The following is a 12,722-nucleotide window of genomic DNA, read 5'->3' on the forward strand; positions in this document are numbered from 1 at the left end:
CACCAGGTGTGGCTCCCCGGATCCGTAGCGACACTTCCGCTGGGTTCGAACTGCTCGACCAGATCCTCGGTAATCGACATGTGCACCATTCCGTGAACGGAGTAGAAGCGTGACGATCAGCAGGCGTGGTTTCTTTGCCCGCGGCGCCGCGGCCGCAACGGCTGCCACCGCGGCGTCGGGTGCGACGGGGGCCGGCAAAGCCCGCGCCGATGTCGACCCTGATAGGCCGAATATCCTCATTGTGCTCGTGGACGAGATGCGCGCGCCGATGTGGTTCCCCGACCAAGAGGCGTTGGATGGGATACTGCCGCATATCGCTCGAATCCGCCGAGGCGCTGTGTCATTCGACCAGCACTACACCGCGGCCAACGACTGCACACCGTCGCGTGGGGTCCTGCTGACCGGCTTGTACTCCCATCAGACCGGTTGCATGATGACCTCACAGTCGACGTTGTCGCCGTTGTTCCCCACCTGGGGCTCGATGATCCGCGAACACGGATATGAGACGACGTGGTGGGGGAAGTGGCATCTCGGCCACGATTCGGACACTATTCCGGGGTCGCTGGCGAATTACGGATTCACGGGCGGCACCTATCCGTCGCCCAACGGTGCGCCCGGACAGGGCTTGCAGATGGACCCGGCCATCGTCGACCAATTCATCGGATGGCTCGACGCGGAAGCAGGTCGAGCGCCGTGGTGCTGCACGGTGTCGTTGGTCAATCCGCACGACATCCAATGGTGGCCCCGATGGACCCAACGCCTTCAAGCGCAGCTGGACGTTCCACGCTGGATGAACGACCTGCCCGCGAACTACGAAACCCTCGAGCAGCTGGCTCAGAAGCCGCGCCTGCAGCTTGCGTTGGTGGAAGCCTCGGCGATCGCGTTCGGGTGGGCACCCTATGGAACTCCCGGTGCCGAGCAACAGTGGATCGACATGCGCAACTTCTATCTGTGGCTGCAACAGCAGGTCGACATCCAGATCGGCCGAGTGCTCGACGCGCTGTACGAGCGTCCGGATGTCGCCGCCAATACCGTCATCGTCTTCACCTCCGACCATGGGGACTACGCGGGCTCGCACGGGTTGCACGGCAAAGGTGGCGCGGCCTACGACGAGGCGATCAGGGTGCCGCTGTATGTGCACGATCCCCGCGGTCTGCTCAGCCCCAAGTCGTCGACCAGTACCCGTGAACAGCTCACCTCCAGCGCCGATATCACCCCGCTGCTGCTGACGATCGCCACGGGCGGAAGCGCATGGCGCGGGGACGCGCGGTACGAACACCTCGCCGATCGTCTCGACATCGCCGCCCTGTGCCGCGACAGGAGCAAACCCGGGCGGCCCTGGATCGTCCACGCCACCGACGAACCCACCATCGAAGAGGCAGCCGTGCTCTTCAACCAGAATGCGCCCGCACACGTAGCGGCGGTACGCACTGCCGACGCGAAATACGTGTCGTATTCACACTTCATCAACGGACGAATAGAAGTAGACCCAGCCCAGCAACAAGAATTCGAGCTCTACGACTACGCGGCGGCGGGCGGCCAACTCGAACTCGACAACCAAGCCGCACGCAATGGCGACCTGCGCGCCCAGATGGAACCGCTACTGCAACAAGCCATCGCGGAACTGAACCAGCCGCTTCCACCCCAGCTGCGCCAAGCGCAGGAGCAAGGCTGGGCAGATTACCTGGCGCAGGAACACAATATCCTCGCCATTGCGCAACACGTGCTCGGCGAACTGCAAAACGCCCTCCCCAAGTAGTCTCACGGAGACCGGATCGTCATGGCTCGGTCCGCTATCGATGCCGCCACGTCGAATATGTCCGGATTGCGGTCACCGTACCGGCCGTCCTCTGCCGCAAAGTGTGAGACCCGGTCCGAATAGGGCCGGGTCTCCTGGTTTCGGGCTGTTCAGCGCGGGGCGAGGCGAGTGGACGACGATGCCGGACTTGAACGTGGTCGTGTCGAGCAGTTCGAGGTGGCTGGCGTCGCGGACTTCGAAGAGGCGGGTGCCCGCCCCAGCGATGGTCGGGAAGATCCAGAAGTGGTCCTCGTCAACGAGTTTGTTGTCGAGCAGAAGATGCGACAAGGAGTCGGTGCCTATCAGGATCGGTTCAAGGTCAGATCCACCAGGGCGATGTGGAACCGAGTGGCGGTGACGTCGACAGAGGTTTCCGTGAAACGGTTCCCGCCCAGGACATTTCGGATGAATTCGCGTACCACGGCGGGCTGCGCGTCGAGGCCGGCCAGCAGCTCCGCCGACAGTTCTATCGTCCCGTCGAAATATCGTGGCTGACTGGAGATTCCCGGCCGTTGTGGCATCTGGCGCAAGCCGTCGACAGTGTGCAGGATCAGATCCAGCTGCTTCCCGTCGCCGAAGTCGATCCGAAGTGGTGTCGGGGTGACGGCCACATCGAAGGTGTGCACTTGCGCTCTCCACCCTTGCGCGGAGATGCCGTCATAGTCGTACGGGGACGGGGCCGCCAGCGTATCGAGCGAATGATCGGCCGGCGAATTCTCCAGCACAGTCCCGGCAAGGGGTTGATCGGTGCCGAAGAATGTCCACGACTCGTCGGTGAGTTGCTTTGTCCAGTAACCGTTTCGACCGCCGTCGCGGCCCTCGACTCGCAGTTCGCGGGCCGACGAGCCGGGCCCGGTCCGGTGGATGGAGATGCGGTCGGTGATTTCACCCGGCACCTTCGGCTGCCGCATCCAGTCGGGTGCGGGCAGCTGAATCGCGGCGTATCGGCTGTCCATGCGTTCCGACAGCATGTCGGGAGCCTCGGGTAGTCCGCGCTGATCGTGGTAGGAGTAGCGGAAGAACACCTTGTCGGCGCCGGAGATGTCGAAATCGTAGAGGCGCGCGTAAAAGTCGCCGAAACGGTTGACGATCAGCGAGGTCGACGCGCTCGTGGACAGTGCGACCGCCTGGAACCGACCGCCGTGCGGGGTGGCCATTTCGTAGCTGTGATCCACCGGCAACCAGGGATCGATGTACTGGATGCGCTGACCGTCGTGGGTGAGCGCATAGACATGCGACACCTTCGCTCCGCCGACCGGGTGATCGTTGCCGGCGGTATCGCGCCAGACGTGGTCCTCGTTGGGTGAGAGAACCGACCAGGACCAGGTGCGAGTGCCTGCGGGCAGCGCGTTTCCGGGGCCGGTCCACAGCGGGGTGCCGTAGCGGCTGCTCCAGTTCCAGTCCCGGGGTGCGCTGAGCGCGTGGTCCATGGTGTAGAACCGGCCCTCGCGGTCGATCATCATCACCTCGTCGTCGTCGGCGGAGACACCGACGACGCGACCCTCCAGGCAGCCCGGCAGCGCCACGGTGCGCCAACCGCCCTGGGCTGCGGTCTCTTTCACGTATACGCGGCCGTCACGGTTGGCGAATGTCCAGCGTCGGTTGAACGACTCGGTGGTGGTGCGGAAGTGGATCCGCTCGGGCAGGTCGACAGTGGCGGGAGCCAGAACCTCCAGCCCGGCGGTGGATTCGTCGACTGTCACTTCCGGTGTGCCGACCGTGCCCACCTGCGCACAGCCGGGGTCGGCGACAGTCATCGAATGCGTTGCCACCCCAGCCCATACCAGCCCGGTCACCGCGACAACGGCGGTACGCCGGATGGCTTCGGGTCGCATCACAGCCACCCCGCGGCGCCGAAGCCGAGGATCGCGACGGCGTCGACGCCGAGGATCGCGCCGACGGTGAGTGCTTTGGCGCGCACGGTGGGCAGATCATGCACAAAGAAGCAGGCCGCGAAGAACGGCACATAGCCGATGAGCCAGATGAGGATGGGGAAGCCCGGCTGCCACCACGACCATTCCCAGGTGAGCACCCCGACCTTGTTGAGCAACACTTCGACGCCGACCGCCGCCGCCGAGTTGACCGCGATGAGAACCGGCCGGTTGGGCAGGCCGAAGATGCGGGTCTCGCGGGGCGGCAACATCTTTGCCGCCGCGATCCCCATGACGGCGAACATGAAGCAGATCTCGATGTTGAGGCCGATGAGGATCTGATACGCGGTGGGGCCGGTCGCGCCCCAGACCGGCGCACGATCGGTGAATTGAAAGACCAGAGCGTTCCAGATCTCGTTGAACCAGTCCATGCCCCACAACGCGAGTCCAGCGAACAGGACATTCCAGTTCCGCCGCTCGATTTCGACGGCGTAGATGTAGATGACGATCAGCAGAAGCGGGATCACATACCACGTGAATTGACTCGAATCGCGAAGTATCTCGAGCGCCTCTCGGGCGTTGTCGGTCAACGGCGCGCCTCCCTCTCATGATCGCCGGGCCAGGCGAGTATTACACATCGACACAAAACGTCAACATGTAACGGATGGTTCAGCGGTCGTGCGGGCAAGACGCCCGGGGCTCCGGTCGACGAGCTAGTGGCCTCACCCATCCGCCGTCCTCGTCGGCAGGTTCCCGCATCCGCACGGCCCCTGCGCATCCCTAACGGTCGAACGCGAGTTCTCTAGGCCCCGTTCGTAGTTGCGGCCTCATGTCATGCCTCTCGGGTCCGTCAGGGTGGTGTTCTGACCGAGCATTCTCGCGCCGAGCTTCTTCCTCTCCGAGCCGAACGGTTCTTCCATGCGAGTCGGTAAGGTGTCGGGCATGCAGGTCGGGCAACCGAGTAGAACCGCAATGGCCGTAGCGCGCGCGAGGGCCCACCATCAGGTCGCCGAAGAGCCACGGGTGTTCACCGATCCGTTGGCTCTACAGATCATCGGCGAATCCGGTTTGCAGGCAAATGAATTCGACAATGGTCTCGATCAGGATCTGGCTCGTCGCCGGCGGTTGTTCATCGCGGCGCGCAGCCGCTTCGCTGATGACACCGTGGCGGCCGCGGTCGCCCGGGGGACGGGTCAGGTAGTGATCCTTGGTGCTGGACTGGACACTACCGCGTACCGCAATACCCACGAGGACGTGCGATTCTTCGAGGTCGATCACCCCGATACCCAGGAGTGGAAGCGGCGCCGACTGTCCGACACCGGGATCGCGATCCCGTCATCGCTGACCTTCGCCCCGATTGATTTCGAACAATCCACGCTGGCAGACGGGTTGGCAGAGGCCGGACTCGACCGCGCTCGGAGCGCGGTGTTCATCTGGCTCGGCGTTGTGATGTACCTGACCACAACGTCGGTCGAGGACACTCTTCGCTACATCGCCGGCCACAGTGGACCCTCGGAGGTAGTTTTCGACTACCTGTACCCGGTCTCCTCGACATCCCCGGATCCTTCGGCCGGACAACAACAGGCAACCGTGGATCGCGTCGCCGCGGTCGGCGAACCGTGGCTCAGTTTCTTCACCGCGGACGAAATCCGAGGCAACTTGCTGTCCTTGGGTTTCAATCGGGTCGAAGACCGTTCTGCGACAAAGCTGTTGGCCACTTACGGCATCCGAACAACCGCTCGCCCTATGAATTCAGGACCGCACCTGATCCACGCCTGCACGGCGTGAGTGCGGGCATCTCACCGCTTCGGCGTCAACAGCACCAGCGGGATCTCGCGGGTGGTCTTGCGTTGATAGCCGGCGTAGCCGTCGTACGCCGCGACGACCCGGGGCCACAACGCCGTGCGTTCATCGGTGGTGGCCACGTGAGCCGCCATCGCTTGCCTGGGGCCGCTCTGCAGCGACACCTCGACAGCGGGATTGTCACGCAGATTCAGAAACCACGCCGGGTGGGTGGGGTCGCCGCCGCGCGAGGCCACGATCACGATCGTCTCGCCGTCGATGACCGGCGCGGTCAGCATGACCTTTCGCGGTTCCCCGGTTTTGCGACCGATCGTGGTGAGCTCGAGGGTCGGCATCCCCACGATGGTTTTGCCCAGCTTCCCGCCGCTTACTTTGAGCAGGGCACGGTGGATGGCGTTCTGGATCTTCAGTTGGGCATCACTGGGCATGCTGCGGAATCTACACCGGAACGCGAGTGGGTGAAGCGCACTACCGCAGTGCCCTTCGAACGCCAGCACCTCCCGTCGACTCGATCCGGGCTCCAGGAGAACTGTCGAATCCGAGCAGTTCCGCATCACTCAGCCCCCACTTCAGGCACTCCTGCAGCCCACGCGGCACACCCCAACCGTTCGACACCTTCTACCGGCACCCCCGCACCGGGATGACGGCGTCGAACGTTCGGGTCGCGGGTTCTGCCCGCGCCCGACTTGGACGGTCATACGCCGCGCGATTGCCTGGCGACGGAACACGTATATGCGTCTGTCGTCGCCGAGAGGTTCATCGGCGAATCACCGCAATCTTTAATTGCAGGAGCAGGCCGGCGTTTCTCAATCCACGATTAGGTTCCATTTCCCGAAATGTGCGGGAGGAAAGTCCTTCAGATTCGTGTAGTCACCACCGGCGTCGATCTCGCCCGTTGCGCCTGCGCCCAGTAGCTCGTTGTCAGATCTACCATCGTTGTAGAAGAAAAGCCGGTTGCTGTCGGCGGAAATAATGTGAGTCCAGTGCCCGAATTGTCCGGGCGGAAAGTCTTTTAGGTTCGTGTAGTCACCGGCGGCATCGATCTCACCCGATGCGGCCCAAGGGTTCATGTACCCGTTGTAGAAGAAGAGTCGGCCATGGCCGACGGGTACGATAAGCCACCAGTCCCCGAATTGTCCGGGCGGAAAGTCTTTTAGGTTCGTGTAGTCACCGGCAGCGTCGATCTCACCCGATGCGGCACTGTTGCTCCGCACGTTGTAGAAAAAGAGCCGCCCGCCGCCGGCGGAAACAACGTGGGTCCAGTCCCCGAACTGTCCGGGGGGAAAGTCCTTCAGGTTGGTGTAGTCACCGGCGGCATCGAGTCTCCCCGACGCACCGGCTCCCGTGTTCCCGTTGTAGAAGAAGAGCCGGCCTCCGTCGAGCGGCACGATCCACCAGCTCCCGAATTGCCCGGGCGGAAAGTCTTTCAGGTTGACATAGTCACCGGCGGCATTTATCTCACCCGAGGCCGCTCGCGTGCTCTGCCAGTTGTGGAAGAAGAGCCGCCCACCACCGGTGGAAACAATCTGATGCCAGTCCCCGAATTGTCCGGGCGGATAGTCTTTCAGATTGATGTAGTCACCGGAACCATCGAACTTCCCTGTCGCACCCACTCCGGAGCGGTTGTAGAAAAACATCACGATTCCCTTCTTCCGATGAGATCACCATTGTTCATCGCCGAAGTTGTGACCGGCTTGGTGGCGAGCTTCTGACCTGACCGGGGCTGTCGAGGGTCTGGCCGCGTTATGCGGCGGAACAGCGATGGGTGAACTCGGGCGGCTCGGCCGTAGTTGCGCCTGCCGACCATGGCGTTGATCGAGTTCCGAATCTCGGCGACCGATCTCCGGGATTCGCTCATCCAACACGGTGTCTGCGGTGGAAGCCATGGTGTAGGAGTAGGACACCATCATTGCCCCATTCATCGTGAGGAGCAGTTCGTGGGCGACAGGAAGCGCGGTCCTCATCGAGCAACGGTCGTATGGTGCGCCACGGATCGCCCGACTTGAACGAGTATCGGCCTACTTGTCCTATCGTATACGCCGCAAGTACCGCAACCAGCTCGTAGCGCTACCGATTCGGGGCGACCAGCGGTCGCGGCAATTTCCAGGTCGCCGACCTGTGGCAGCAAAGCGGCCCGTGGTGTAATTCTGGAGGGTTCACAGGAACGGTACGCCCTTGATGCGAGGGAGCCAAACGGGACAACACTCCAACGTCCGGCCCCCTTTTTTCGCATTGTCAATGCAATGATGATATGAAGCCGAGCGTTGGCCTGCGCCATCACATTGCTGCATCATTGCTGAGAATTGCTTCGGCGTTGCCGACCATTCGGTAGTCGAGACCGTAGTCTCGGGCACACCCAGTGGATGCGGGACGCGGTGGTCTCGCGAAGAGGAGGCGACACGAGATGCCCAAATATTTATGGCGCGTCAGCTACTCCCAGGAAGGAGCGCGTGGCCTGCTCGCTCAGGGTGGCAGCGCCCGCCGAGCGGCCATCACGGAGATGGTCGAAAGCGTGGGAGGCCAGGTAGAAGCCTGCTATTTCGCTTTCGGTGAAGACGACCTGTTCGTCATCGGCAATGTTCCGGATGAGGTTGCCGCCGCCGCGCTCGCAATCCGGACTGCGGCATATGGAGCGGCGGTCTCACACACTGTGGCACTACTGACCCCCGAGCAGATCGACGAAGCAGTCGCGCGCGAGGTCACATATTTGCCGCCCCAGGCCGGGCCGTAGTTCCTCCCGCCTGGTGTAAGGACTGAAGTGTTGTCGGCCATTGTGCGAACAAGCGCGATGTTGAGCTGTCGGCATGTTTCGTCGCGCGCCGAGGCCCCGACACCGTAGCCGATTTCGACGAAGTCGAGGTCCGGGCCGGTGGGTCGAGTTGAGACTTCGCTGCTGCCCCAAGGGATTCGATTCCGCTCGGGCAGGCTCGACATGATCCTGCTTCGTCTCTGGTCACCCTGAACCACCGTGATCCCGGTCGGTTCAGTAAGCGCGGGAGAAGATCACCCGCTTGCCGTAGGCGGCCGGTGCGTCACAGCGCACGCAACGGCCCGTCTGCGGCGGCCCGTCCAACGGCACACATCGCGGCGTCGCCGAGGTCATCGTCTTGATGTCGTCCTCACAACCTGGCTGCCCGCAATGCAGCGCCCGCACCCATCCCGATGCGACACCGGATTCGAACGCGGCCCAGTCCTCGACATCGGAGGTGTGCGTATCGCGGAACTCGGCTGCCCGCGCCAGCAGGAACATCTGGAACTCCTCGAGGATGCCTGCCATGAGCTGTGGCAACGTGTCCAACTGCACCGACTGCTTACCCTGATCGCCCAAACGGCGCACCAGCACAGCAGTCCCGGCGGCGAGATCACGCGGTCCCAGCTCGACCCGGACCGGGACACCTTTGAGTTCCCAGTCGTTGAATTTGAATCCTGGACTGAGTTGGTCGCGGTCATCGACGTGCACCCGCACGCCGGCCCTGCGCAGCCCCTCGGCCAGCGTCTGTGCGGCCGCCACCACCTCCGTGCCGTCGCCGCGGGTGATCGGCACGATCACCACCTGATAGGGCGCCAGCCGTGGCGGCAGCACCAGGCCCCGATCATCGCCGTGAGTCATCACGATCCCGCCCAGCATTCGGGTGCTCATGCCCCAGGACGTGGTGTGGCACAACTCTTCTCGCCCGTCCATGCCGGCGTAACTAATGCCGAAGGCGGTCGCGAAATTCGTGCCCATGTAGTGGGATGTACCGGCCTGCAAGGCTTTACCGTCGCGCATCATCGACTCGATCGTCATCGTCGAGACCGCGCCCGCGAATCGCTCACCAGGTGTCTTCTCGCCAGGCGCTACCGGCATCGCCGCGTAGTCGCGCGCTACCTCCTGGTAGATACCCAGCGCGAGCAGCATCTCCTCGCGCGCTTGCTGCTCATCGGCGTGCGCGGTGTGGCCTTCCTGCCACAGGAACTCGGTGGTGCGCAAGAACATTCGCGGCCTCATCTCCCACCGGACGACATTGGCCCACTGGTTCAGCAGCAGGGGCAGATCCCGATGCGAGGAAATCCACTTGGCCATCATCTCCCCGATGATGGTTTCCGACGTCGGCCGCACGACGAGCGGTTCCTCGAGCTCTTTGCCTCCGGCGTGGGTCACCACTGCCAATTCAGGGGCGAACCCGTCGACGTGATCGGCCTCGCGCTCGAGGTAGCTCTGCGGAATCAGCAGCGGAAAGTACGCGTTCTCGTGCCCGCTCGCCTTGATTCGCGCATCCAGTTCAGCTTGCAGCAACTCCCACACGCGATAGCCATACGGTCGAATGACCATCGTGCCCTTGGCCGGACCCCGGTCGACGAGGCCCGCCTTCAGGACCAACTCGTTGTACCAGGAAGCGAAATCCTCACTCTGGGCGGTCACACCGCGCTCATCGCGTGCCATGCGACAAGGCTAGTGCCCCCGCAGATGGCGGAGTGACCTGCCTCACTGCGATGCTGACTGCGTGGGTGCTGAACAGATCATGAACCGCCTCCACGCAATATCAGTTCGAAAGCCCCACCGCGCCCGCGCTGATCATGCTGACGATGCGGGTCGAGGCCACTGCGAGCAAGGCATGGAGGAGCAGCACCGCGAGGGCGATCAGGGACGCGGTACCTTCGTCCGGCTCCAGACCGGCGAGCGGCATGGATGCCTGGCTCGCCAGCGCATTGTCGACCGCCAGCGATCATCGTGGTTCGTCGCTACTACTAGCTGCCTAACCTTGCGGCCATTCCGATCCTGCCGAGAGGTTGACCGAGCGCGTCGCGGGCGAGGTCCCAAACATGTATCGGGTTCCCTGATATTTGTGGGCTATGACTACCCCTCATGATTTCGAATTCGAAGAAATCTACCGAGGTACAGGGGGCCCGTTCGGGCCGGGCGTCAAGCCGCCGTGGAGTATCGGGGAGCCCCAGCCAGAACTCGCCGCGCTGATCGAGCAGGGCAGATTCCATGGCGATGTCCTCGATGTCGGATGCGGGGAGGCGGCGATCTCGCTGTCTCTGGCGGAGCGGGGTTTTACCACCGTTGGCTTGGATCTGTCGCCGACCGCGGTTGAGCTGGCCCGAGCCGAGGCCGCCAGGCGCGGCCTGGTCAACGCCTCCTTCGAGGTCGCCGACATCGCCTCCTTCACCGGCTACGACGGCCGTTTCGGCACCATCGTCGACAGCACGTTGTTCCATTCGATCCCGGTCGAGTCTCGGGAGGGCTATCAGCAGTCGATTGTGCGCGCCGCCGCGCCGGGTGCGGCGTATTTCGTGCTGGTGTTCGACCGGGCCGCCCTGCCCGAAGTGCCTGAACCGGGGCCATCACCGGTCACCGCCGACGAGCTTCGTGAGGTGGTGTCGAAGTACTGGGTGATCGATGAGATCAGGCCGGCACGAATCCATGGCGATCTGCCTGCGGTGTTGCCGGCGGACGCGGGTTTCCGGTTCGAGGGTATGCGCGACGAGCCCAGTGGCCGCAAGTCGGTTCCGGCCTGGCTGCTGTCAGCACATCTGGACTGATCCCACCACACGCCGGGTGTGGGCGCGATGCCCGGGCCGGATGCGTCAGGCATCGAAGTGCCCGGGCTCTCCCGCCTGTCGCTCATGTGTTCTCGGCATCGCCGACGCCGTACGCGAGCGCCGGATCCACAACGCCCCGCACCCCGCCATCCTCAGCCCGCCCGTCGGCGGGTGCGGTTCGGGCGGCGTAGGTCAGTCCGTCGGAGATGGTGCGCTGTGCTTCGGCATCGGGTGAAATCGCTACTCCGACATGAGTTCGTGCAGCACTGAGACGTGTGCTCGGATCATGTAGCCGCGTTCGGCGATCCAGCCGGGCACGAGCGCGGCGGCGATCTGGCGAGCGAGGTCGAGGAGATCCATGATCACGGTCGTTCCTGGCCAGCATATGGCCAGGGGCTGCGGACGGTGCTGCGCGTTGGCGTTATGGATTCGCCGCGGCGTGACGCCGGAACGGCGCGAGTGCCTCCTCGCCCAGGTTCGGGCCGCAGACGGTGACCGCTGCGTCGCTGGACCCGATGACCTCGGCGCAGCGCAGGCCGAATCGCGGGTGTCCGCCGATGATCGCGGTGAAATCCGGCTCGGCGGCGCCGAACACGACGCGGGTGATCCTGGCCCAAACGACAGCCGCGGCGCACATCGGGCAGGGCTCACCACTGGCGTAGATCGTGGCCCCGTCCAGCTCCGCGGCGCGCCCGGCCGTGATCGCGGCCGTGATCGCGACCAGCTCTGCATGGGCGGTGACGATGCCCGCACTGGCCACCTCGTTGCGGCCCTCGGCGATCGTGGCACCGTCGGCGGCCACGATGACGGCGCCGAACGGGCGGTTGCCCTCGCGACCGGCGTGTTCGGCGAGCGAGATCGCTCGCCGCAGATGGGCTTGCTCGCCCTTGACCATCGCGACTCCTTCTCTCATGGGTGGCCGCGCAGAATCGAGACGATCGCAGTCTGGCCACGACGCTGCGCGTTGTCGAGCACGGTGCGTCCGGCTCCGTCGCGGATCGACGGGTTCGCGCCGGCGTCGAGCAGGGCCGTCACGACCTGCTGGTATCGCTCGGATCCGTCTCCGTAGACGATCGCCTCGTGCAGCGCGGTCCAGCGCGGTGTGTTGATGTGGTTGACGTCGACGCCTGCCTCGATCAACCTCCGGACGGTGGTGAGGTAGCCGTGTTCGCTCGCCGGGATCAGGGCCGTTCCCCCGTAGCGGTTCACGCTGCGCAGGTCGGCGCCGTGGCGCAGTGTCATCTCGAGGATGTCGTCGAGCCCCTCGGCGCCGGCATACAGGTAGGCCGAGTCCTCGAGGTCGTCCTTGGCGTTGACGTCGGCGCCGGCGTCGATCAACGCCTGCGCCGCGGCGGCGGCCCCGTTCTTCGTGGCCGCGATCAGCGGGGTGCGCTCGTGATCGCCTCGGGTCTCGATGTCGGCCCCGCGCGCGATCAGCTCACGCACCTTCGCGGCGTCGTCGGTCGCCGCCGCCCGCAGCAGCTGCGGGTCGAGGGCCGGATCGCGAGGAGCGCGGGTCGGTGCCGGCTCGGTGACGGGAGCAGTCGGAGTGTCCATGGTCGCCGCTGGCGGGGTTTCCGCTGCTGTCTGATCGGCTGGAGGGTTGGCCGTGCACGCGGCCGCGAGAGACAGCGCCGCGAATGCGCTCGCGGCCAACACGCTTCGGAGGCGACGCTTGTTCACTGAGAACTCCTCACTGGTTGCTGATCTCCAGAGTGCCCAGC

The 12,722-nt window shown here is 64.3% G+C and carries 14 protein-coding genes; 4 read left to right on the forward strand and 10 right to left on the reverse strand.

The features are described from left to right. The first annotated feature begins 109 nt into the window (after positions 1-109). Positions 110-1,759, forward strand: coding sequence for a sulfatase-like hydrolase/transferase (locus ACFU4Z_RS17265; RefSeq protein ID WP_379063945.1), 1,650 nt, complete (start codon positions 110-112; stop codon positions 1,757-1,759). 72 nt (positions 1,760-1,831) lie between these two features. On the opposite strand, the gene ACFU4Z_RS17270 is transcribed toward ACFU4Z_RS17265, so the two are convergent. The 3 genes from ACFU4Z_RS17270 to ACFU4Z_RS17280 are packed head-to-tail and all read right to left on the reverse strand — an operon-like array spanning position 1,832 to position 4,259. Further along, positions 1,832-2,086, reverse strand: coding sequence for a hypothetical protein (locus ACFU4Z_RS17270; protein WP_379063947.1), 255 nt, complete (start codon positions 2,084-2,086; stop codon positions 1,832-1,834). Positions 2,087-2,100: 14 nt separating this feature from the next. Then, positions 2,101-3,633 (reverse strand): hypothetical protein, encoded by a 1,533-nt coding sequence (locus ACFU4Z_RS17275; RefSeq protein WP_379063949.1) that lies wholly within the window; start codon positions 3,631-3,633, stop codon positions 2,101-2,103. Further along, entirely contained in the window at positions 3,633-4,259 is a 627-nt protein-coding gene (locus ACFU4Z_RS17280) for a hypothetical protein (RefSeq protein WP_379063951.1), read from the reverse strand. The genes ACFU4Z_RS17275 and ACFU4Z_RS17280 overlap by 1 nt, the downstream gene beginning before the upstream one ends. 328 nt (positions 4,260-4,587) lie before the next feature. Between ACFU4Z_RS17280 and ACFU4Z_RS17285 the strand changes: the two genes are divergently transcribed. After that, entirely contained in the window at positions 4,588-5,457 is an 870-nt protein-coding gene (locus tag ACFU4Z_RS17285; protein ID WP_379063953.1) for a class I SAM-dependent methyltransferase, read from the forward strand. An 11-nt stretch (positions 5,458-5,468) separates the two neighbouring features. Here ACFU4Z_RS17285 and ACFU4Z_RS17290 read toward each other — a convergent pair whose 3' ends face one another. Beyond that, complete coding sequence (locus ACFU4Z_RS17290) at positions 5,469-5,900, reverse strand: nitroreductase/quinone reductase family protein (RefSeq protein ID WP_379063955.1); 432 nt, start codon at positions 5,898-5,900, stop codon at positions 5,469-5,471. 378 nt (positions 5,901-6,278) lie between these two features. After that, positions 6,279-7,112 (reverse strand): hypothetical protein, encoded by an 834-nt coding sequence (locus tag ACFU4Z_RS17295; RefSeq protein ID WP_379063957.1) that lies wholly within the window; start codon positions 7,110-7,112, stop codon positions 6,279-6,281. 764 nt (positions 7,113-7,876) lie between these two features. Between ACFU4Z_RS17295 and ACFU4Z_RS17300 the strand changes: the two genes are divergently transcribed. Then, a complete protein-coding gene (locus ACFU4Z_RS17300) occupies positions 7,877-8,203 on the forward strand; it encodes a GYD domain-containing protein (RefSeq protein ID WP_379063959.1) in 327 nt (108 codons plus the stop codon). 252 nt (positions 8,204-8,455) lie between these two features. Here the strand turns inward: ACFU4Z_RS17300 and proS are convergent, their stop codons facing one another. Both proS and ACFU4Z_RS17310 read right to left on the reverse strand, forming a co-directional pair. Beyond that, a complete protein-coding gene (gene proS / locus ACFU4Z_RS17305) occupies positions 8,456-9,895 on the reverse strand; it encodes a proline--tRNA ligase (RefSeq protein WP_379063962.1) in 1,440 nt (479 codons plus the stop codon). 100 nt (positions 9,896-9,995) lie between these two features. After that, positions 9,996-10,139, reverse strand: a complete 144-nt coding sequence (locus tag ACFU4Z_RS17310; protein ID WP_379063964.1) for a hypothetical protein — start codon at positions 10,137-10,139, stop codon at positions 9,996-9,998. Positions 10,140-10,305: 166 nt separating this feature from the next. On the opposite strand from ACFU4Z_RS17310, the gene ACFU4Z_RS17315 reads away from it, so the two are divergent. Next, a complete protein-coding gene (locus ACFU4Z_RS17315; protein WP_379063966.1) occupies positions 10,306-10,998 on the forward strand; it encodes a class I SAM-dependent methyltransferase in 693 nt (230 codons plus the stop codon). Between the two features lie 240 nt (positions 10,999-11,238). Here the strand turns inward: ACFU4Z_RS17315 and ACFU4Z_RS17320 are convergent, their stop codons facing one another. The 3 genes from ACFU4Z_RS17320 to ACFU4Z_RS17330 are packed head-to-tail and all read right to left on the reverse strand — an operon-like array spanning position 11,239 to position 12,681. Then, complete coding sequence (locus ACFU4Z_RS17320; RefSeq protein ID WP_379063968.1) at positions 11,239-11,364, reverse strand: hypothetical protein; 126 nt, start codon at positions 11,362-11,364, stop codon at positions 11,239-11,241. 55 nt (positions 11,365-11,419) lie between these two features. Further along, positions 11,420-11,893 carry a nucleoside deaminase gene (locus ACFU4Z_RS17325; RefSeq protein WP_379063970.1) on the reverse strand — a complete coding sequence of 158 codons (474 nt, stop codon included), beginning with the start codon at positions 11,891-11,893 and terminating at the stop codon, positions 11,420-11,422. A gap of 14 nt (positions 11,894-11,907) precedes the next feature. Further along, positions 11,908-12,681: an ankyrin repeat domain-containing protein gene (locus ACFU4Z_RS17330; protein ID WP_379063972.1), complete on the reverse strand. Its 774-nt coding sequence runs from the start codon at positions 12,679-12,681 to the stop codon at positions 11,908-11,910. Positions 12,682-12,722: the final 41 nt, after the last annotated feature.

Origin of the sequence: Nocardia sp. NPDC057440, from assembly GCF_042802915.1 — a bacterium.
Taxonomy (GTDB): Bacteria; Actinomycetota; Actinomycetes; order Mycobacteriales; family Mycobacteriaceae; genus Nocardia.